General features: G+C 56.4%; 21 protein-coding genes. 6 read left to right on the top strand and 15 right to left on the bottom strand.

Translation table 11 applies throughout. The features are described from left to right. Window positions 1-6: 6 nt before the first annotated feature. The 12 genes from AB1L30_RS08655 to AB1L30_RS08600 form a co-directional block, all read right to left on the bottom strand. Window positions 7-1431 carry an amino acid permease gene (locus tag AB1L30_RS08655; RefSeq protein WP_367013017.1) on the bottom strand — a complete coding sequence of 475 codons (1425 nt, stop codon included), beginning with the start codon at window positions 1429-1431 and terminating at the stop codon, window positions 7-9. Beyond that, window positions 1425-1712, bottom strand: coding sequence for an adenosylmethionine-8-amino-7-oxononanoate aminotransferase (locus AB1L30_RS08650; RefSeq protein WP_345087394.1), 288 nt, complete (start codon window positions 1710-1712; stop codon window positions 1425-1427). Before AB1L30_RS08650 ends, AB1L30_RS08655 begins: the two co-directional genes overlap by 7 nt. Window positions 1713-1827: 115 nt before the next feature. Continuing rightward, on the bottom strand, window positions 1828-2637 hold the full coding sequence (locus AB1L30_RS08645; protein WP_367013016.1) for an SAM-dependent chlorinase/fluorinase: 810 nt from the start codon (window positions 2635-2637) through the stop codon (window positions 1828-1830). Between the two features lie 314 nt (window positions 2638-2951). Further along, on the bottom strand, window positions 2952-4424 hold the full coding sequence (gene gatB, locus AB1L30_RS08640) for an Asp-tRNA(Asn)/Glu-tRNA(Gln) amidotransferase subunit GatB (RefSeq protein WP_367013015.1): 1473 nt from the start codon (window positions 4422-4424) through the stop codon (window positions 2952-2954). Window positions 4425-4532: 108 nt separating this feature from the next. Beyond that, window positions 4533-6071 (bottom strand): Asp-tRNA(Asn)/Glu-tRNA(Gln) amidotransferase subunit GatA, encoded by a 1539-nt coding sequence (gatA, locus tag AB1L30_RS08635; protein WP_367013014.1) that lies wholly within the window; start codon window positions 6069-6071, stop codon window positions 4533-4535. Window positions 6072-6368: 297 nt separating this feature from the next. After that, window positions 6369-6662, bottom strand: a complete 294-nt coding sequence (gene gatC / locus AB1L30_RS08630; protein WP_367013013.1) for an Asp-tRNA(Asn)/Glu-tRNA(Gln) amidotransferase subunit GatC — start codon at window positions 6660-6662, stop codon at window positions 6369-6371. Window positions 6663-6792: 130 nt separating this feature from the next. Then, the gene (gene rpmB / locus AB1L30_RS08625; RefSeq protein WP_105329255.1) at window positions 6793-7068 is read right to left on the bottom strand and encodes a 50S ribosomal protein L28; all 276 of its coding nucleotides are present in this window, start codon (window positions 7066-7068) and stop codon (window positions 6793-6795) included. A 109-nt stretch (window positions 7069-7177) separates the two neighbouring features. Further along, on the bottom strand, window positions 7178-7996 hold the full coding sequence (gene hisN, locus AB1L30_RS08620) for a histidinol-phosphatase (protein WP_367013012.1): 819 nt from the start codon (window positions 7994-7996) through the stop codon (window positions 7178-7180). Window positions 7997-8080: 84 nt separating this feature from the next. Further along, the gene (locus AB1L30_RS08615; protein WP_367013011.1) at window positions 8081-8593 is read right to left on the bottom strand and encodes an Rrf2 family transcriptional regulator; all 513 of its coding nucleotides are present in this window, start codon (window positions 8591-8593) and stop codon (window positions 8081-8083) included. Between the two features lie 548 nt (window positions 8594-9141). Next, the gene (gene lspA, locus AB1L30_RS08610; protein ID WP_367013010.1) at window positions 9142-9690 is read right to left on the bottom strand and encodes a signal peptidase II; all 549 of its coding nucleotides are present in this window, start codon (window positions 9688-9690) and stop codon (window positions 9142-9144) included. Then, on the bottom strand, window positions 9683-10093 hold the full coding sequence (locus AB1L30_RS08605; protein WP_367013009.1) for a TraR/DksA family transcriptional regulator: 411 nt from the start codon (window positions 10091-10093) through the stop codon (window positions 9683-9685). Before AB1L30_RS08605 ends, lspA begins: the two co-directional genes overlap by 8 nt. Window positions 10094-10240: 147 nt before the next feature. Then, the gene (locus AB1L30_RS08600) at window positions 10241-10888 is read right to left on the bottom strand and encodes a hypothetical protein (RefSeq protein WP_367013008.1); all 648 of its coding nucleotides are present in this window, start codon (window positions 10886-10888) and stop codon (window positions 10241-10243) included. A 350-nt stretch (window positions 10889-11238) separates the two neighbouring features. Between AB1L30_RS08600 and thrC the strand changes: the two genes are divergently transcribed. The 5 genes from thrC to AB1L30_RS08575 all read left to right on the top strand — a co-directional run bounded on the left by thrC (window position 11239) and on the right by AB1L30_RS08575 (window position 15777). Then, window positions 11239-12639, top strand: a complete 1401-nt coding sequence (thrC, locus tag AB1L30_RS08595) for a threonine synthase (RefSeq protein ID WP_367013007.1) — start codon at window positions 11239-11241, stop codon at window positions 12637-12639. Between the two features lie 196 nt (window positions 12640-12835). Further along, window positions 12836-13630, top strand: coding sequence for a 4-hydroxy-tetrahydrodipicolinate reductase (dapB, locus tag AB1L30_RS08590; RefSeq protein WP_367013006.1), 795 nt, complete (start codon window positions 12836-12838; stop codon window positions 13628-13630). Continuing rightward, window positions 13630-14445 carry a phosphatidylinositol-specific phospholipase C/glycerophosphodiester phosphodiesterase family protein gene (locus AB1L30_RS08585; RefSeq protein WP_367013005.1) on the top strand — a complete coding sequence of 272 codons (816 nt, stop codon included), beginning with the start codon at window positions 13630-13632 and terminating at the stop codon, window positions 14443-14445. The genes dapB and AB1L30_RS08585 overlap by 1 nt, the downstream gene beginning before the upstream one ends. 15 nt (window positions 14446-14460) lie before the next feature. After that, window positions 14461-14931 (top strand): hypothetical protein, encoded by a 471-nt coding sequence (locus tag AB1L30_RS08580; RefSeq protein WP_367013004.1) that lies wholly within the window; start codon window positions 14461-14463, stop codon window positions 14929-14931. A gap of 195 nt (window positions 14932-15126) precedes the next feature. Next, window positions 15127-15777 carry a hypothetical protein gene (locus AB1L30_RS08575; RefSeq protein WP_367013003.1) on the top strand — a complete coding sequence of 217 codons (651 nt, stop codon included), beginning with the start codon at window positions 15127-15129 and terminating at the stop codon, window positions 15775-15777. Between the two features lie 15 nt (window positions 15778-15792). Here the strand turns inward: AB1L30_RS08575 and AB1L30_RS08570 are convergent, their stop codons facing one another. From AB1L30_RS08570 to AB1L30_RS08560, 3 genes are all read right to left on the bottom strand, one after another. Further along, window positions 15793-17265 (bottom strand): sulfatase-like hydrolase/transferase, encoded by a 1473-nt coding sequence (locus AB1L30_RS08570; RefSeq protein WP_367013002.1) that lies wholly within the window; start codon window positions 17263-17265, stop codon window positions 15793-15795. Between the two features lie 251 nt (window positions 17266-17516). Further along, window positions 17517-17993, bottom strand: coding sequence for a hypothetical protein (locus AB1L30_RS08565; RefSeq protein ID WP_367013001.1), 477 nt, complete (start codon window positions 17991-17993; stop codon window positions 17517-17519). 57 nt (window positions 17994-18050) lie between these two features. Then, window positions 18051-19010, bottom strand: coding sequence for a DUF1559 domain-containing protein (locus AB1L30_RS08560; protein ID WP_367013000.1), 960 nt, complete (start codon window positions 19008-19010; stop codon window positions 18051-18053). A 455-nt stretch (window positions 19011-19465) separates the two neighbouring features. Here AB1L30_RS08560 and AB1L30_RS08555 point away from each other — a divergent pair, with 455 nt between their 5' ends. Further along, entirely contained in the window at window positions 19466-20857 is a 1392-nt protein-coding gene (locus tag AB1L30_RS08555) for a sulfatase (protein WP_367012999.1), read from the top strand. Window positions 20858-20987: the final 130 nt, after the last annotated feature.

Below are 20987 nucleotides of genomic sequence, written 5' to 3'. Positions count from 1 at the left end.
ATCTCGTTACGACGCAGGCCGGGCACTTCTTCGTGCCACGAAATAAGCCACCGGCAAGCCCATCAAAATCGTCAGGATGCTGAGCATCGTCGTCGGCAACTGAGGCTCGTCTGCCTGGAGCCCTGAGATGTCTTGCATCACGCCGCTGGCTAAAATCCACGCGACCATCACCAGGTACAAGATTGGCGGCAGCGGATAAAGCGGCATTCGATAAGGATGTGGCAAGTCGGCCCTTCTTCGCAAGACGAAGACACTCGAAACGACCAAGCCAGAGATTACTGCCAGTCCGATGGCGGTGTAATTCAAGATCGATAGAAAGGGGCCGGACCAGATCATCACGATCGCGGTCAACCCTTGCACCAGGATCGCTGCGACCGGTGTCTGGCGATGGGCATGTAGTAGCGCCGCGAACTTCGGAAAGGCTCCGTCATGCGCCATGGCGAAGGCGATCCGTGGCCCCGACAACATGTAAGCACTCACGGAAGCCAACATGCCAAGCCCCAACAAAATCGAAACCGCATCGGCGACCTGGGTCCCAAAAAGCTTTTGAGCAGCAAGCTGAGCGACCGGGGTGACTTCAGGATAACTTAACTGCGTCATCTCGTGAGGATCGAGCGCGAAGACATACGTTAAATTCACCAGCAGATACAACAGCATCACTGAAGCACAACCAGCAATCAAACTTCGCGGCAGCAGACGCTCGGGATCGCGGACTTCGCCGGCGACGTAGGCAGCGGCGTTCCATCCGGTGTAGGCGTAGCTAACGTAAATCAATCCAACTCCCAGCGTGAAGAACTCGCTGGAGTCAGGCAGATGGCTGGCCTGGAAGTGCGACCAGTCGCCACTACCGAAGGTGCAGCCAATGATGACCAAGCTAACGAGAAAGCTGATCTTCAACAGCGTCGAGGCAACCTGCAGGCCGCTGCTCTCGCGGTGCCCCAGGCAATGAACCATCAGCAAGAAGACCACAAACAGCGTCGCCAAGGTTGGTTCCAGGTATTCAGTGAAGCCACCGAAGTCGATTCCCTGGGTCAGCGGGATCGAAAGATAGTTCGCCGCGAGTCTGCCGACAACCGCCGTGGGCGCGGCGAAACCGAGGACAAATGTCGCCCAGCCAACAACGATCCCGGCCGAGCGTCCAAACGCTTCTCGCACGAACAGATAGTCGCTGCCAGCGCGAGGCAGCATTGTGGCGAGTTCGGCAATCGTAACAGTGCCACACAGAGCGAGGATGCCGCCGAGCGTCCAGATGAACATCAAGCCGGCAGGATTGGCCGTGTCGTGAAGGGTGAAGCCGGAGGATGTCAGGATCCCGGCACCGACCATGCTGGCCACGACGAGAAAATAGGCCGCCCAGAAACCGAACTTCCGAGGTTGGTCCGGATGCGAAGTCGAGTCCTCTTCCTGAGGAGGCGGCGCGTCGTTTACCACTTGATTGTTACGCTGTCGTTGACTTTCAGGCCGAGAAACTTCGCCGCACTATCACCAATCAACGAAAGCTCCAAGCAACCACTGTTGCCCAGGATCGCAACGTAAGTCATCTCGGGCTGATCATGATCGGCCGGATAGATACCTAACGTCGTGTGGCCGCTGCATTCAATCGAAGTGCGATCATCCCCGGGCACGTCCACCAACTGGTCGTGCGTCAGATCGGTAATTGCGTCGCCTGACTCCGATATGGAGACGACTTTTCCGGAGATACGACTCGCCACGACTACAAATTCCTGATGTGGGGAAGAGAGGAATATTGCGAGCGATTCTAGCTATCTTCACTCAATTCGCCAAGCATCTTGTCACGGCTTATGGCGGACAACCTGCCAATCTCCGCTATTCATGCGTGATCTTAACGGGTCCTCCTGCCACAAACCCATACTTATGGGCCGCATCCCCTTGAACGATCGCCAGCTCTAATTGCCCCGTCGAACCAAACAGGGCCACCAGCGAGCCCGGCTCTCGATCGCCGTAAGTCGACACCACGCCGGTCAGCTCTTGCCCCAGTGCATCGATCCGGATCGTTCGCAGATTCCACTCTTCGGGAATATCTTCGGCGAAGATATTGGTGACCATGTTGCCAAACGAATCGGCGTAGACGAACTGACCATCGATCGTCTGGCCATCGCGTTTGGCCAGAATGTTAGCCGTGGTCACGGGCGAAACCAAGGGCGTGGTCAATGCTTCGCCCAGACTCTCGAGCGGAATTCCTCGCACCAGGTGCGCAGCGGCCGGGGCCATAATATCGCGACCATGAAACGTGCTCGAACGACGCGGTCCGAAGTAGACCTCGTTATTCAAATACACAGCCGCTTTGACCGGATAGCGCGAGGCGACGACATCGAATAAACCATTGTCCGGCCCGATGATCACTTGCCCATGGATGATGGCCGCCACGATCTTGCGATCGGTCCCGACGCCTGGGTCGACGACACAGACATGCACCGTTCCATCAGGAAACGATTCAATCGCGCGAAGCATCGTCCAACTGGCATGCCGCACATCTTGAGGCGGCACGGCATGCGTCACGTCGACAATCATGGCTTCGCGCGCCACCATGTGCGCCGCCACTTTCATCTCGGCCACATAGAACGAGTCGCCATGAAAATCGGTCGTCAGAGCAATGATTCCGCCAGGAGCAAACATGATGTGGACTCATCCGCGGGATAGAAGCCGTGGCCCTTGCCAGAGGAAGCCACCTTTCGGGAATTATACCTTATGGTATTTCGCGAGCGATGATCGACCACAATGCCGATCTTCGTTGCAGAGAATAGCCTGAAGAGCACCAGCGGTTTTGAATCGCACTGCTGATTGGCGAAAAAGAAGGTACCGCTCGCATGAATGCGACACTTTGCCAGACGTGCCACATCGGTCGAGAGATCCGACGCGGCTTTGATTATCCTTCGCGATCGCAGCAAGACACCCTATCAATCAGATTGTCTTGAACCTGCGATACCGGATTACATATCTTTGACCAACTCGATGCACTTCGCGCGGAACGTGCCGGGATCGATGTTGGGGTTCTTCTTCTTGGCCTGGCCGATCAATGCGCCCACGGCCTTCTGGATACCGTTCTTCAAATCTTCGACCGCCTTAGGGTTGGCTTCCAGGACTTCGCGAGCCAGGTCATCGATGGCCGAGTCGTCGACCTTTTCGATACCCATCTCAGCCATGATGGTCGGGGCGTCTTTGTCGCTCTCCAGCATCTGGGTGAAGACATCCTTGGCACGCGTCGTGTCGATCTCTTTGTTCATGATCGCCTTGAGCAGCGTTGCCAAACGCTCGGCAGTGATCGGGAACTGATCGAACTCAAGGTCGCGTTCCTTCAACACACGCAGCACGTCCTGCTGCACCCAGTTGCTCGACATCTTGGCGTCGCCCGTCTTGAGGGCGAGTGCTTCGTAGTAGTCGACAGCGATCTGACCTTGGTTCACGATCACGTCGGCGTCGTATTCTGGAATGCCGTAGCCATCGTGCAGGCGATCGCGAATTGCCATCGGCAGTTCGCACAAAGCGTTCTGAATCGCTTCGACTTCTTCTGCGGTCGTGGTCACTGGGGCGAGGTCGGGATCTGGGAAGTAGCGATAGTCGCTCGACTCTTCCTTCTCGCGCTGCGGACGAGTGATCTGGGCGGCATCGTCCCAACCACGCGTCGTCTTCGGAGCATCCTTGATCGTCTTGCCGGTTTCCTGCCACTCGTCGTACTGACGCGTCGCTTCGTAGGCGATGGCCCGCTCGACGGCGCGGAAGCTGTTCATGTTTTTGATTTCAACGATCGGCGTGGCGACCTTCTTCGGCTCTTCCGACTTGATATGCAGGTTCACGTTCGCGTCGACACGCAGGCTACCTTCCTGCATGTTACAGTCGGAAACCCCGAGGTAAGTCAAAATCAACTTCAGCTCGTTGAGGTAAGCCTTCGCTTCCAGCGGCGAACGCATGTCAGGCTGGCTCACGATTTCCAGCAGCGGTGTACCGGTACGATTCAAGTCGATTCGCGTGTCCGCCTTACCGGCGACTTCGTCGTGCATCGACTTGCCGGCATCTTCTTCGAGGTGGGCACGAATGATGCCAACCTTCTTCGGCTCGAACTGCCCCTTCGGATCGCGGATCAGCAGGAAGCCATCTTCCGACATCGGCAGATCGAACTGGCTGATCTGGTAACCCTTGGGAAGGTCGGGATAGTAATAGTTCTTGCGGTCCCACTTGGTGAAGCGAGGCACGTTCAAGTTCAGTGCACAGGCAGTCTTCAAAGCCAACTGAAAGGCTTCGCGATTCATCACCGGTAACGAGCCTGGCATGCCCAAGCAGACGGGACAGGTCTGCGTATTTGGCGAAGCACCAAACGTGGTACTGCAGCGACAGAAGAGCTTGGTCTTCGTCTGCAACTGCACGTGAACTTCCAGCCCAATGATGATGTCGTATTGGTCGCTCATGACTTTTCCTGATCTGCTACCTGATGCTCGATTGCCGAGCCAAGCTTCGTCCGCCCCTCCGGGGCTCTTCCACTTTTTCGCGTCGTTGGAACTTGATCGCGTCGAACTCTACATCGATGGCGACTTGGAGTGCCAGTCGGTTGCCTTCTGGAACATGTACGCCGCACGCAGCAGGCGATCTTCTTCCAAGGCTGGGGCCTGCATGTGGACGCCGACTGGCAGTCCGTCACTGGTCATTCCGCATGGAACCGAGATGGCTGGAATGCCTGCCAGGTTCGCGGTCACGGTGTACAAGTCTTCCAGGTACATCGCCAGCGGATCGTTGGTCTTCGATCCAGCAGCGAAGGCGGGATTCGGCGCGGTGGGTCCCATGATGATGTCGACCGACTTGAAAGCCTTGTCGTAGTCTTCGCGGATCAAACGACGCACCTTCAAGGCCTTCAGATAATAGGCTTCGTAGTAACCGGCGCTCAGCGTGTACGTACCGAGCATGATGCGTCGTTTCACTTCAGGACCGAAGCCTTCGGCGCGGCTCTTACGATACATACGGATCAGCGGGGTATCGAGCTTCTTCAACTCCGCTTCTTTGCCGGCGGCTCGCAAGGCGTCTTCTTCCGCCTTCAGTTCTTCCAACATGGTCGCTTCATCGCAGCGGTGTCCGTAGTGGGCACTATCGAAGCGAGCGAGGTTACTCGAAGCTTCGCTCGGGGCGATGATGTAATAGGTCGCGATGCCGTACTTGTTATGTGGCAGCGAGATATCGACGACCTTCGCACCCATCGATTCGTAGACGGCGACCGCTTCGCGAACTGCCTTTTCGACTTCGCCGTTGAGACCCTCGCCGAAGTGTTCTTTCACCAGACCGATTCGCAGGCCTTCCAGCGGCTTGTCGACCGTCTGGGTGAACAACGGGCAAGGAACATTGGCCGACGTCGAATCGTTCGGGTCGTAACCGCTCATCGCTTCCAGGAACAACGCGGTGTCTTCCGCGGTGCGAGCCATCGGACCGATCTGGTCCAGGCTGCTGGCGAAGGCGATCAAGCCGAATCGGCTAACGCGTCCATAGGTTGGCTTCAAACCGACAACACCACAAAACGAAGCTGGCTGGCGAATCGAACCGCCGGTGTCGGTACCGATCGAAAGTGGAACCATGCGTGCCGCCAGACATGCGGCAGCACCACCTGACGAACCGCCTGGCACGAGGCTGGTATTCCAAGGATTGCGTGTCTTGCCAAGGGCCGAGTTCTCGGTCGAACCACCCATGGCGAACTCGTCCATGTTGGTCTTGCCGATGATGACGGCATCGGCTTGCTCCAGCTTCTTGACGACGGTGCTGCTGTAAGGGGGCACGAAGTTTTCGAGCATCTTCGAAGCACAGGTCGTCACCTCCCTTTCGGTGCAAAGGAGATCTTTGACGGCGACCGGCACGCCAGCGAGCATACCGACCGACTCGCCTGCCTTACGCTTCTTGTCGACTTCTTCGGCCTTGGCCAAAGCCTTGTCGTCCATCACCTTCAAGAAGGCACCGACCTCGCCGTCGTGCTTGCGAATTTGCTCCAAACAGGCCTTGGTGACCTCAACCGAGGTAACTTCGCCCGATTCGAGCTGAGACAACAACTGGGTGGCGGACGCTTCGTACAAAGCCATCGTGCGTTTTGCCTTTTCTATCCGTCAGAGGTGCGAACGAGCCGCGTTTGCAAGTGGATATCACCGGACTATGCCAGTGCCGCATAAGCAGTTAAGTCTGCCAGACGACTATGATGGCGGAATTGGCCCGTGTTGACTAGTCGTCGTTGCGACATAGTTTAAGACACCGAGCCGCCAAAAGAGCGTAGCAGCGACGAAGAAGCCTGCGGCGAGAAGGTGACCCGCTCGATCAGACGCAGCACCGTAGCGCTACCGATATCGAAGGTCAGATTGATTCGCAAGCAATGGAGACGGCGACTAGTCGCCCAGCACAGCCGGCACGCGGAAGCATTCGCTGTCGCTCTTGGGTGCGTTGGCCAAAGCAGCCTCGCGAGGTAGCGACTGATGGGGTACGTCTTCCGCAAAGACGTTGTACTGCTCAACGGCGTGAGCCATTGGCTCGACGTCGTCTGTGTTTACTTCGTTCAGAAGTTCGACGTAGCTGACGATCTGGCTCATCTGCTCGGTCATCTTCGTTAGTTCGTCTTCCGACAAACGAAGGCGGGCCAGCAGCGAAACCTTCTCAACATCTTCTCGAGTCAACGAGGACATCGGACTTCTCCTGAATGATGCAGTGCCAGAACCCTCTTAGGCGAGAACTGCCTCCCATCAGGAAGCAGCCGATGATCTCGAAGCCATCTTGGGGTACGCCTGCTGGATTGTCCAGCAGAGCCGGCAAAGACTAGCGGCCGCGTTCTTCCGAAGGAAGCTTGAAGGGGCGATGACGCACAACCTTCTTCACGTAACCGCTGCGGATGCACTGGGTGCAAACCTTCAGCTTCTTGTGTTCGCCATCAGGCATCACTGCCTTGGCGGTCTGCAGGTTCGGCTTGAACTTGCGACGGGTGATACCCGTGATCTTGGTACCGACACCGCCCAGGTACTTCGCCTTACCGCGGAGGGTAACCTTATTTCCCATGCTGTGGCCCTTGCCACAAATTTCACACACGTTGGCCATTGCCAGCGACTCCTAGACGGTCGTCTATTGCTTGATACGAAACGGACTAGTTTACCGATTGACCCCTACTTACGCAAGGCACTGGCCCCGCGATCGGTCAATTTGGTAACTACTTGGGCATAGGGTACTTGCGGCAGACTTCCAGAATTTCTTCCAGCACCAGGCCATTCGTGCCGATGCCGTCGCCACTGTAAATCGTCGATTCTCCGGTCCAACTGGTAAAGGTTCCGCCCGCTTCTTCCATGATCGGCTGCAAAGCAGCAGCGTCCCAGATGCTCATCATCGGATCGATCATGCAGACGGCGCGGCCCGTCGCAACCAGCATATACCCGAAGCAATCGCCCCAAGTCCTGGTGACAAAAGATCTTTCTTCAAGCTCCAAGAAGCCTTGAACGGCGTTTCGCTTGTTGAAAGTACTGACCTGCGAAGTCACCATCACGCCATCTTTGAGCGAGGCGGTTTTGTTGACTTGAGCCTTCACTGGATCGTGGCCTGGCTTTTCGTACCATGCTCCCTGGCCTTCAGCGGCCGAGATCATTTCGTCCAGACCAGGAATGTAGACCACCCCCACACGCGATTTGCCATCTTTTTCGACGCCAATCATCGTGCCGAAAAGCGGAACGCCAGCAATGAATGCTTTGGTACCGTCGATCGGGTCGACGATCCAGTTGTATCCGGTGGTACCCTCTTCGCTGCCAAATTCCTCGCCGATGATTCCATCGTCGGGGAAGGCTTCTTTAAGTCCTTGGCGGATAATCTTTTCCGCATTCTGGTCAGCGACAGTAACCGGCGACTCGTCCTCTTTCTTTTCGAAAGCCAGGTCGGCACGCTGGAAGTGCTCCAGAGTGCTTTTACCTGCAACACGAGCCAGACGGCGGGCCGTTTCAAGACGCTTTTCGAGATCGGTTTGTGAGGTGCTCATGGACATGAGAATAGAACGGTGTCGCGCGGGGAACAAGCCCCCGCCACGACTTCACCGAACCTTAAACACAATCGCGATCCCTGCTACGCCTTAGGCGTGGTGGGCCCGGCTGGTCGCATGCGGAGCTCCGGCACCGATCGACTCGGTATGAGCCGGTGTCATCGCCACTTCCGCCAAGCTCGATTCTTCCTCAGCCGTCTCCAAAGCCGGGGCCTGGATCAGGTGAGCGATTTTGATCGATTCCAACTGAGTACGTGCGGTTGCGGTTACATCTTTAAGTGCCTGCTGAAGGTTCACTTGGGTGTGATCTTCAGGAGCAGCTGGCAGAGGCAACTTCGAGTCGAGCGGCCCTTCAATCGCTTCGATCACGTCGAGCAACGAGATTTCGTCTGGCGTGCGGATCAGCATGTATCCACCATCAACACCCCGCGTGCTACGCAGCACGCCGTGATTAACCAGACTACGGAGAACTTGGAGCAGAAAACGCTCCGGCATTTCGCCCTTGGCAGCAATCTGGCTGCAAGGAACGGGGGTATCCGAGTCGGATACCGCGAGTTGCATGGTCGCCTGCAAAGCATACGCGACGGTTCGAGAAAGTTTCATTCCACTGCCCTCTTGTTAAATGGAACGATCGTAAATTCAAACACACGAATGTCGGCCCTCCGGAACCTATCCCGATTCCAGTCAGCTCGACAAACAACACCTCATTGCATCAAAGTCCAACGATTTAACGCGACGCGAAATGTGTTTTCAGCCTAAATGTGCCACAGCCTCAGAGAAGCTTAGATCACATCTTGATACCAAAAGGGGGAGAAATTGACGAACATGAATCGACTATTTCACCCGCAGTGCAAAACGGGAAATCACAAACGATATTACTTACACCCCGAATGCGGTAAAACAAAGCTACACCCAAAATATGGGGGTTTCAATAGAAATCACTGGGGTAAAGGCTATTTTGCCGGAAATTATTCGACACCTATAGACGAAATGCCCAACAACCGTCCACAAAAGTACTTAGAACGGACAATGTTAGCCCGCTAAAAACCGAAAAACGCCAACTTTTGGTTACGCCGTACCCACCAGATCTTCGGGCGCATGGGCATGGGGCTCGAAAATGGCCAACTGGGGGCCCATCGAGCAAGGGCGTGCTAGGTTCCAGCTTCGGAAGAATCGGCCGGTTTCGACGCCTCGGGATTGGCAGTCAGAGAGTGCCAGAGCATCAGAGCAGCTCCGCAGACCAAAAGTGCGTCGGCGATGTTGAAGTTCGGCCAGACCCACTCGTGGTTGTACTGGAACAGGATAAAGTCGCGAACCGCCGGTTGGCCCCAGATACCGAGACGATCGTACAGATTGCCGAAGATCCCGCCGGTGATTAGGCCCAGGGCGATCGTCAGCATCAAGTCCTGGGCTGCCTTGAAGGCGAACAACCAGCACAGAATTCCGATCGCAGCGACGACCGAAAAAATGGCGAAGAGCGAGGTATACCCCTGCCCTAGCCCAAAGAGCGCTCCTTGGTTGAGCGATGTCTGAAAGCCGACGTATGGCTCAAGCAGCCAGAAATAGCGATTCTGTCCTGGCATTCCCAGCCAGGCGAACACTGCCGCTTTGCTCCACAAATCAACGCCACAGCCAACAATGGCCAGCCCGAAGAACCATACATAACGGTTGATCGGAACAGCGGTGGAAGGGCTATCCACGGGCTTCTTGGTCTCGCTCGCTGGCACAGTCGATGCAGTAGTGGGTGAAGGGGATGGCATTGAGTCGCGATTTCTTGATGCGGTGTCCACATTCAACGCAAGCACCATACTCGCCTGATTCGATTCGTGCCAGGGCAGAATCGATTTCGGCCAGTGTATCCTGCTCGGCGGCCAACAGGTTCAGCGAGAACTCTTGCTCGTAGTTGTCCGAGCCAATATCGGCCATATGGATCGGCATTTTCGATAGATCACCGGCCGCCTCGCTGCGTGTTCGATTCAAGGCGGACTCGGCCAAATGATTGGTGTCACCCACCAACCGGGCTCGCAAAAGCCGCAGCTTGTCGTGATAGGCTTTCGACTCTTCCGCCGAGTAGGCGCCTTTGCCTGCGTGTGTGCTTCCCATGGTGATTCTCTCAGATCATCAAGCCAGTGAAATTCATCGACACGTGCCGCTGAGGGCAGACTTGCCAGTGTAAAGCTTGGCCGAAGATATGGTCAAACTTTATCCACAAGTTTCCCCACCTCTGTGGAAATCATGCCGAGCGCCCAGCTAGAGGGAATAGCCGTTCTCCTGGATCACGTTCTTCACGTCTTTCCATGTCGACTCCGGAGCAAGCGACTGCCACTGCTCTTGGGAAAGGGGCTGATGCTCGAAGACCAGCTCGACGATCGCGGGTTCGATTTCCACTTCAAAGTTCTCTTCCAACCAATCAGTAAACGCCCCCGCATCCATCATCAGCTGCCCCATCAAGTAATCGGAACCATCTCCGCTCATTGAGTCAGGAAGCTCGATATCGCCCGTTTTCCAGATCGAATCCCCTTGTTCACGCCAGATGAAGAACGTGGTGCTGGGCACATCAAAGGCAGGTTCGTCGAGGGTCGATTGAAAGACCTCTGGAACGCTTTCCAGCAATCCAGGCCACAATTGCGGTGGATCGGTTCGATACGGGCTCATGACCGATTCGTGATCAAATCCGACGATACAACATCCCTGGGGTGTAAAGTGGCAGAAAACCTCGTCGCCAGCGCCGTTCTTGAAAGCTCCCATTTCCTCTTTCTCGTCCCATTTCGGATGGTATTCGTACGTGAAGTCGTCGTACTTGAGGCCAACGACCTGCCAGAGCGTCGCCATTTGCTGCAAGCGCTGACGAAATGCGTCGATTTCGGGCAAACCGGAGAGAATTCGAGGCGAAACCATCCGACAGGTTCCTTGGAAAGTTCGAGGGGTTTCCGTCGAGCGACGAGCAAACCAGCCAATTCATGGGATAGCTTACCCATCCCCCATTTGAATTGCACGCCCACGCGATCGGCTGCTTCCGCGTCCCATCGAACCTGGTCATCTGCGCGTTTTTACTTGCCCTGATCACGGTTTTTGCCGAAGTTGTCTGATATTTTTCCTGGCGAACCGTTCTTTTCGGAGGACGCTCTACTTCGGTAGAATCGCCAACATGTTCTAAACTCAAGGAAAACAACCATTCGGGCATACTGCGGCGCGGCGACGCGTCTCCCGTCACCACTGAAACCTCCTGACCCCAAGCAACTGTTAGCGTGACCACCACCTCAGCCGTGTTCCAACGCTGCATCTCGCCCGAGTGCGGCAGTACGTACGACGTTTCCCAAACCCTTGTTGCCTGTCCCTCATGTGGCGATCTGCTCGATATCGCCTACGACTGGGACCGCCTTGCTCCTCCCAAGACCTGGAAGGACATCGAAGCCAACTGGGCCAAACGCACCAACCCGCTCAACTTCAGCGGTGTGTGGCGTTTTCGTTCGCTCTTCCCTTTCGCCTCGGACGAACAAATCGTCACGCTGGGCGAAGGTCAGACGCTGCTGCAGCAGACCGACCATGTCGGCAAGTTCGTCGGACTCGATTCCGGCAAGCTGCATCTGCAGTACGAAGGGATGAACCCCAGCGGCAGCTTCAAAGACAACGGCATGACCGCCGCGTTCACCCATGCCCGGATGGTGGGTGCCAAGCGAGCTGCTTGTGCGTCAACCGGTAACACCAGTGCTTCGCTCGCGATGTACTGCAGCGTCACTCGCTTGATGAAGGCCGTCATCTTCATCGGCAGCGGCAAGATCTCGTACGGCAAGCTGTCTCAGGCACTCGACTACGGTGCGTTGACCCTGCAGATCGCCGGCGACTTCGACGACGCCATGGCCCGCGTGAAAGAAGTCAGCAAGGACATGGGAATCTACCTGGTCAACAGCGTGAATCCTTTCCGCCTGGAAGGCCAGAAGTCGGTCATGTTCCGCGTGCTGGAAGCCTTGCAGTGGGAACCGCCAGATTGGATCGTTGTTCCTGGCGGCAACCTTGGTAACAGCAGTGCCTTTGGCAAGGCCTTCGCCGAACTGAAAGAGCTGGGCCTGATCTCGCGTATTCCTCGCCTGGCGGTCATCAACGCCAGCGGTGCCGATACGCTCGACCAGTTGTACAACGTCCACAACGTTCGCTGGAACGATGGCAAGTATCCTCGCGACACCATCGGCGAATACTACTCCAAGATGGATGCCGAACAGCGCAAGGCTTCGACCTTGGCCAGTGCGATTGAAATCAATCGTCCGGTCAACTTGCACAAGTGCTTGCGGGCGCTGAACGACTGTGACGGCGTCGTTCGCCAGGTTTCGGATCAAGAGATCATGGATGCCAAGAGCCAGGTAGGTGCCGGTGGTATGGGCTGCGAACCAGCCAGTGCCGCGAGCGTCGCCGGCGCTAAGATTCTGCGGGAACAAGGGGTCATCGCCCCGAGCGATCGCGTGGTCTGCATCCTGACCGGTCACTTACTGAAAGATCCGACCGCGACGGTCGCCTATCACACGACCGACCAAGAGAACTTCAACAAAGTCCTCGGCAGTCGTGGTGTCAAACGAGCGACGTTCGCCAACCGCGCCGTTGCCGTGAAGAACGACATGAACGACATCGTCCAGGCCATTCAGCTTTACGGCTAATCTGGGCCGTCAGATCCACACGGGTGCGAGTCCGCTTGATATCTCGCACCCGCCAGATGGTTGGGCACGGGGGCGTATATTCGCCCCCGATCCTCGGTTGCCCGGTCTGTTGTAGAATAGTGTTCTGCTTTCCGGTGCGATCGCCTCTGCCGCGCGCACCTCTACCTTTGCATTTTCCGCACGAAAGTAATTCGCCATGGCTACTCGTATCGCCATCAACGGAGCTGCCGGACGCATGGGGCAACGCCTGGTTGCCTTGGGCAGCCAAGACAAGTCGCTTGATATCGTCGCCTGCTTTGAACACGCAGGGCATGCCAAGTTTGGTCAAGATGCCGGCGTCGTGGCAGGCATTGGCGAGTTGGGCGTTCCGCTGCAGGAAGAAACCGACGCTCAGTATTCCGCGATCATTGACTTCTCGGTTCCCGCCGGAGCCCATGCCGCCGTCGAACGCGCCGTGCATGCCAAGGCGGCCCTGGTGATGGCAACCACCGGTCTGGAAGAAGAACATCAGGCCAAGATTCGCGAAGCAGCCAGCGTGATTCCGGTCGTCTGGGCTCCGAGCATGAGCACGACGGTCAACTTGACCATGAAGCTGTGCGAGATCGCCGCGGAAGCCCTGAAAGACATTCCTGGCGGGGCCGATGTCGAAGTCCTGGAACGACACCATCGCTTTAAGGAAGACAGCCCGAGCGGTACCGCCCTGCGGTTCGGTGAACTGATCGCCGCGAAGATGGGCATTACCGAGTTCGTCCATGGTCGCGAAGGGCGCCCAGGCGCACGCCCTCATAACGAGATCGCCTACCATGCGATCCGCACCGGCGACAACCCAGGCGAACACACCATCATCTTCGGCCTGCTCGGTGAAACGATTGAAATGACCGTTCGCGCCAGCAACCGCGATTGCTATGCGACGGGTGCACTGCAAGCCGCCAAATTCGCTGCCGGCAAGCCGGCTGGCCTTTACAACATGAACGACGTATTGGGTCTGTAATGCTCTGCTCGATTGATCGAATCTTCAGCGCGGTGCTTCTGGCGACCGCGCTGTTTGCCGCTTCGGCTTTTGGACAAACGCCTCTGCCGCAAGCGCACGCTCATAACGACTATTACCACAAGCGTCCCTTGCTCGACGCCTTGGACCAAGGCTTTTGCAACGTTGAAGCCGACATCTACCTGGTTCAAGGACAACTGTTGGTTGGGCACGAACGCTGGGAACTGCGAACCAATCGTTCGTTGACTTCGCTCTACCTCGACCCGCTCAAAGAACGGATCGAGGCGAACGGTGGCCACGTCTATGAAACTCCGAAGCCATTCATTCTGATGATCGACATCAAAACGAACGGCGAAGAGGTCTACGCCGCGCTTGAGAAGTTGCTCGCCCAGTACGACTTCATCTCGGTCACCGAAGATGGCAAGCATCAAGAGAAAGCCGTGACCGTCGTGATCAGTGGCGATCGTCCCAAGAAAGCGGTCGCCGAGGCCAACCCACGTCGCGTCGGGCTCGATGGTCGCTTGTCCGACTTGAACGCCAACTGGCCTGCCGAACTGATGCCGGTGATCAGCGACAAGTGGGGCAGCCACTTCAAGTGGAAAGGCCAAGGCCCGATGCCGGATGCCGAACAAGCCAAGCTAAAAGAGATCGTCGAGAAGACACACGCCAAAGGTCGCCAGCTTCGCTTCTGGGGCACCCCGGAAGATCCGAAGTTCTGGGCAATGCTTCAGTCGGCAGGCGTCGACTTAATCGGCACTGACGACCTGGAAAAGCTGAGCGAGTTCCTCAATCACAGCGACTCCAGCACGCCTGAGTAGTCGACGGAGCGAACGATGGCGATCATTCACACGCTTGGTGTTGATTGTGCCTCGAACGCGGCGTTGGCAAGTCAGATCGCTCGACATTACGCTTCGCTGACGATCTCACTCGCAGGGATCGCCGACATCGCTTGCGAAGCATCGATTCATGAAATCGGGAAGCACCATCTGGTCGAGGTCTTCCCGGTCGGCATGGGTGTTGGTTTGCCGACGAGCCATTCCCCTTCGCGGCCCGAACTGCTTGAGCCAGCGAATGTCGTGGCGATTCGCGAATCCCTCTATCTTCCGCTGAAAAGCTTCCCTGGCTTTCACTACGCACGGTTCGATGTCGAAGCGGCCGGTCAGATGATGAGCCAGCTCGAAGACGAAGAGATCGACGTTTCGTATCCCTACACGATCTTCCACATCGACTTGGCAACAGAGCCTCACCAGCGGCCCGCTGCCAATTTCTTTATGACAGACTATCGCGTCGTGAACGCTGGTTGAAATCGGCTCATCCCGCATCGAACGCCGCCGCATGAACCTAAATCTGGTCGTAAGTTGAGGTATTCACGACCAGATTGAGGCGGATTGCAGGTCATTTCGCAGAAGAAGCGCCTAGGTCTTGGTTTTAGCCCTTAATGGCATAAGGCTTGCACTGACTCTTTTAGACGGAAACCCAACTTGAGAAGGAGAATAACGATGACCCCGCTACCTCAGAAGGCCATCGCCAAGGCAATTCTCAACAACCACGGACAAACCTACGCACAGCAAGCCGGTATTCGCTTACGCGATGCCCCTGCCCCATTGTTTCAATTGTTAAGTGCTTCGGTCTTGATGAGTTCGCCGGTCGAGAATGACAAAGCGCTTCAGGCGACCGCTGCGCTCCGAAAGGCAGCCCTCGATACACCGAAAAAGATGGCAGAAGCGTCGCGCGATACGCGGGCCGAAGTGATCGGCACGCATGGCTACGAGCAACTCAACCTGCAAGGCTCGAAGCAACTTGGTAAGACCGCCGAGTTCTTGCTGCGGCGATACTATGGCGATCTCAGACAGCTTCGAGCTGAAGCGGGGCACGATGTTGCGATGGAACACCGCTTGTTGCGGCAGTTTAATGGCGTCGGCAAATCGGGAGCTGATATCTTTCTCCGCGAGATTCAAGGCCTCTGGCATGAGGTCTATCCTTACGCGGACGACCGAGTCATGGCCGCCGCTCGAAAGCTGAATCTACCGGGTGACGCGTTTCGATTGTCGCGATTGGTTGCACGGGTCGACTTTCCACGGCTCGTTGCCGGCATTGATCGCATCGCGCAGTCCGACCACCCCAATCTACTGATCGCGGAAATGGGGTAAGCACCTCACCGTGGCCTAGTTCACCCAACCAGCGGCGCGGATCCCAGTGCCCTCGACGCCGTTGAGCGAATCCCCCAGATCAGCCCGGATTGGTTCTGCCAGCTTCTTTAAGCGAGCGACGACATCCGGATGCTGATCGGCGACGTTCTTGGTTTCGCCTGGATCGTTGCTGAGATCAAACAGGCTCAGTTCAATGTCTTCCACGCGGCCACCATGCCGACTGGCAATCCCACGGATGCCACTTTGGGTGATCGATTGGGCCTGATTGTTTCCCCAGTTCGAAGGCTTGCCACCTTTCCCTGGTTCGCCGGCTGGCGTAATGTAGGGATGGGGGAAGTGCAGCTTCCATTTGCCGCTGCGGACTGCCTGAAGTTCCGTGCCAGCGTAAAAGAACAACGCTTCATGCGGTGACTTCGCATCCGTTTTCGTTAGGACGTCGGTCACGTCGAGACCGTCGATCTTTTTCGTTGGCATCTGACCGCCGACAATCTGAGCAAGCGTCGGCAACAGATCGATCGCCATGATCGGTTCGTCGCAAACCTGGTCGGCTGGGATATGCCCCGGCCACCGCATGATGCACGGAACGCGAACGCCCCCTTCAAACGTGGTCAGCTTTCCTTCGCGGAAAGGCCCGGCATCGCCAGCATGCTCGCCGTAACTTGGCCATGGTCCGTTGTCGCTGAAGAAGATTACGATCGTGTCGTCGGTCAGCTTCAAGCGATCAAGCGTTCGCATTAATTGTCCCACCGACCAGTCGAGCTCTTCGATCACGTCGCCATACAAACCACGTTCGCTACGCCCCCGGAAGCTTTCCGACGCAAAGATCGGCACGTGCGGCATGATCTGGGGAAGATATAAGAAGAACGGGCGATTTTGATTCCGTTCGATGAACGAAATCGCTTTCTCGGTGAGTCGACGCGTGAACAAACTTTGGTCCGGGTCGAGCTCGATAACCCTCTCCCCTTCATACAACGGAAAAGGTGGCATCTCGTCGGCAAGCACCGGATGGTACTTCGTATTGTCGTTCGAGTAAGGCGTGCCGAACCACTCATCGAAACCGTTGCGTGTCGGCCAGAAATCGAGGACCGTGCCAAGGTGCCACTTCCCCATCCCGGCAGTCGCATAACCCAGATCTTTGAACATCTCGGGCAGCAGGTACTCGTCGGGATGAATCCCGTTCTTACTGGTATGGTTCAAGGCGCCCTGCAGACTGACTCGGTTTGGATAACAGCCACTCATGAAGGCGGCTCGGCTCGCGGTACAGACCGGCTGAGCAACATAAAAGCTGGTGAAGCGAGTTCCCTGGCCGGCCAGTTTATCGAGGTTCGGAGTGCTGAAGCCTTTCGCACCCTGGCTGCTCATGTCGGCGAAGCCCATGTCGTCTGGCACGATCAAAATGACATTGGGCAATCGGTCTGGCTTGCCTTCCGCAAAGCTAGAGGTCGCCAACAGACACAGCATTAACAGGGCACAGAAAGAACGCAGCATGGGTAGAGCTCGAGAATGGGGCGAGGAACAAGCATGGCTTGGTCCCTGGGGCGGGACGGGGAAGGCCCTCATTCTGGAATCTCAGCATCGGTGAGTCAACGAATCGCCCTGTTTTTCCTCGGTTCCGCTTGAAATCGAAAGCACCGCGCATAAATAAAGCGGACCGAGCGACTTTTCCTGTCTTCTGCCAGTTACCAGGAAAGGTGCTCGAGCCCGCTTGATGCTGATCGAGTTGATCAAAGCTCAGTCGTCTAGCGACGACCGCTCGTTTGCAAATTCATCTTGCGACGATCTTCTGCCGAGATACCGTTTTGCGGCTTCAGCTCTTCGCCATCCAGCTTGATATCGAGACTTGGGCTGTTCGCCGCGATATCGACTTCATACTTCGACTCCGAGTTGTACTTGGGTGGCACGAACTGAAACAGAATCGGCTTCGATTCCGGAATCCGTTCGGTTGGCTCGGTTTGGCCGATCACCTTTTCGGCGGTCACCTTCACCAGGCGTTTGCCAGGCGAGGTCTGCACGGTGAACTTTCCATTGGAGATCTCGGCGCTGGCAAAGTGCCCTTCGCCGATGGGCTGTAGTTCGATGTAGCCCTTTTCGATTGGCTCTCCATTCCAAGTAGCCGTCCCTTGGATCGCCACTTTGCCGTCACCGTTGCAGCCGACGAGGCCAACGGCAAGCAGCAGGGCCGCCAGGCTCAGGCTGCGTAGTGTGGTAGTTGCCATGACTATTGAACTCCGAATTTGATGATGGGCGTTTGAGGGGTTTAGGTGCCGTGTCGTTTAGAAGTCCGACAACACTTCGCCGCCGTTTCGGGTTCCCAGTCCACGCCAAACCGTCAGGTTGATCGTTTCAGGCATGAAGCGAACCGAGCCGTCCGACATGGCGACATTCACGCCGCCTGGATGCCAGCTGCGTGGCGCGACCACGTTGGCACCCCAATCCCAGTCGGCATGGGCGGTGCACTTGGCACCCAGGTTGCCCCCGAGGTTCAAGTGGCAACGATTGGTGCGATCGTTGGCGTCGGCATTTGGCGTCAGGTAAGTGGTGAAACCAGCACCCATCGAAACCTGCGTACGGCCGATGCTGCTCCAGTAGTCTTCTTCTGCTGGGGTGATGATTTCCGAGAACAACAGCGTGTTCGAGAGACCATCGGTGGCATCCCGCAGACCGGCTTGCTTCTCAGGAACGAACATGCCAGCCTTGCCCGCGTAGCCATCGACCTGATTCCATGGTGCGATGCCCGAGTTGAAGTTCGCATCGCCGTAGCACACCACATAGTTATGCAGCGAATTCTGCCAGTTGTCGGAACCTTGTTCCTGAATCTTCGAGTCGTCCGAGGGGCACAACATCGAGTCAAGCAGCTGCATACGAGCGTAGCTGCGAACCGAGGAACCGCCGTTGATCTTTTCGTTCAGGTTCAACTCTTCGTACATCGCGTTTTCTTCGATGAACGGCAGAATGAAGCAGTACCACGAGTACGAGTCGCGACCCCAGTCCGAGTTGCGGTAACTTCCGCCTGGCAACTTGCCGTAGGTGTCGTGATGGTTGTGCATGGCCAAGGCGAGTTGTTTCTGCTGATTGGTGCACTGCATACGTCGAGCTGCCTCACGTGCTTGCTGCACGGCAGGAAGTAACAACGCGATCAACACGCCAATGATGGCGATGACCACCAGCAATTCGACCAGAGTGAAACCGCGACGTGAAACACGTCGATTCCAGGTTTTCGTGGAAGCGCACATGGGATTGAACCTTTTGGATAAGAGGAGGCTGGACCACGACCAAGATTTATGAGGCGCTTAGTACGTGATTCATAAGGCCCGCTTATGCAGACCTCGATACGACAGGGAAGTAAAAAACGATACGGATAAGTCGTCAAATCGCATTGCGGGAATCAAGACAAGATAAGATGACCGACAAGGAGGCTGTCTTGCCGATTAAGTCTCGCTTACCGCGCCAAGCGATTTCTGAAGAATATCACCGGCTACGGCAAAATCCAATGAAACATTATTCATACAGTCCTTACTAATTTACATGTACATCCATAAGGTCTTTTGTTAAAAAACCGAGAGTGCCGATCTGATTCCCCCAATGCCAAGTCGGCCATCCACTTGCCTCTTTCCACTCTTCTGGGGAAGAATGCGTCTTTCTTCTCCACTACTTTCCACCTTTCTTGCTCCAAAGGGAAACTGCTCCCATGGCTCGTCCCTTCCTTGCCTGGATGCTGGTTGTGTTTCTTACCCCAACACTGGCCGCGGCCGATCGACCAAACGTGTTGTTTATTGCTGTCGACGACCTCCGTCCCGAACTCGGCTGCTACGGGAAGTCGCATATGGTGACACCCAATATCGACCGTTTGGCCGGCCAGGGAACCCTCTTCGAGCGAGCTTATTGCATGGTTCCGACCTGCGGTGCCTCTAGGGCGGCGCTGCTGACCAGCATTCGCCCTGCGCGCGATCGCTTCATCACGCACCTTGCCTCGGCCGAGGAAGAAGTGCCGAACATCACCACGCTGAACACCTGGTTCAAAGAGGCGGGCTACCACACGGTTTCCAACGGCAAGATCTTCCATCACCCGCAAGACAACGAGCATGGCTGGTCCGAAAAGCCTTGGCGTCCCAAGGGTCCGACCTTCAAGCTGAAAGAAAGCATCGCCGCGACGAAGACCACCACCAAAGGCTATGGTCCTCCGGTCGAAGCGGCCGATGTTCCGGACGACTTTTACCGCGACGGCAAGCTGGCTCGCAAGACGATTGAAGACTTGCAGCGTTTGAAAGAGCAGGACAAACCCTTCTTCCTGGCGGTCGGTTTCTTCAAGCCCCATCTGCCGTTCGTCGCCCCGCAGAAATACTGGGACCTGTACGATGCCGAGAAGATCGATCTTCCGGAAACATACCATCGTCCCAAGAATGCTCCGGATGCTGCGATCCACAGCTCTGGCGAACTGCGAGCTTACGCGGGGATCCCCAAGAAGGGCCCTGTCAGCGACGAAACCGCCAAGAGCATGATCCATGGTTACTACGCGTGCGTCAGCTATACCGATGCGAACATCGGACGCCTGCTGGACGAACTCGATCGCCTGGAACTGTCGGACAACACCATCGTGGTGTTGTGGGGCGATCATGGCTGGAACCTGGGCGAGCATACCCTGTGGTGCAAACATTCCTGCTTTGAAACTTCGATGCATGCTCCGTTGATCGTGAAAGTCCCTGGCAAGTACGCCGGACAAAAGACGGCAGCGTTGACCGAGTTCATCGATATCTACCCTTCGCTGTGCGAACTGTGCGGTCTCGATACTCCAGAACATTGCCAGGGCACCAGCTTCGTTCCGCTGCTGAAAGATCCGACCGCAGCCGGCAAGCCGTTTGCGATTGGCCGGTTCCTGGCAGGCGACACCATCCGTACCGACGGTTATCGCTACACCGAGTATTCCACCAAGCAGAACGGGGTTCACGCGACGATGCTGTACGACGAGAAGAGCGATCCGGCGGAAGACAACAACATTGTCGAGCAGGCCCAACAAAGCGCGACGGTCGAGCAGCTTTCCGAGCAACTTCAGAAGCAAATGGGCAAACCCACCAACCCGTAGACGATAGGTCCCCTCGCTAGAGGTTGCTTCCGATTGGCTGCAACCTCTAGCCTTACCCTGCACTTTGGGGAGAGTCACAAATCTCGTTTTTTCCAAGGAAACTTCACGCCTGAGGTTTCGTCAGACTTCT

Origin of the sequence: Bremerella sp. JC817, from assembly GCF_040718835.1 — a bacterium.
Classification (GTDB): Bacteria; Planctomycetota; Planctomycetia; order Pirellulales; family Pirellulaceae; genus Bremerella.
The sequence above is the reverse complement of the archived record's forward strand: the minus strand, read 5'-3'. Positions and strand labels throughout refer to the sequence as shown.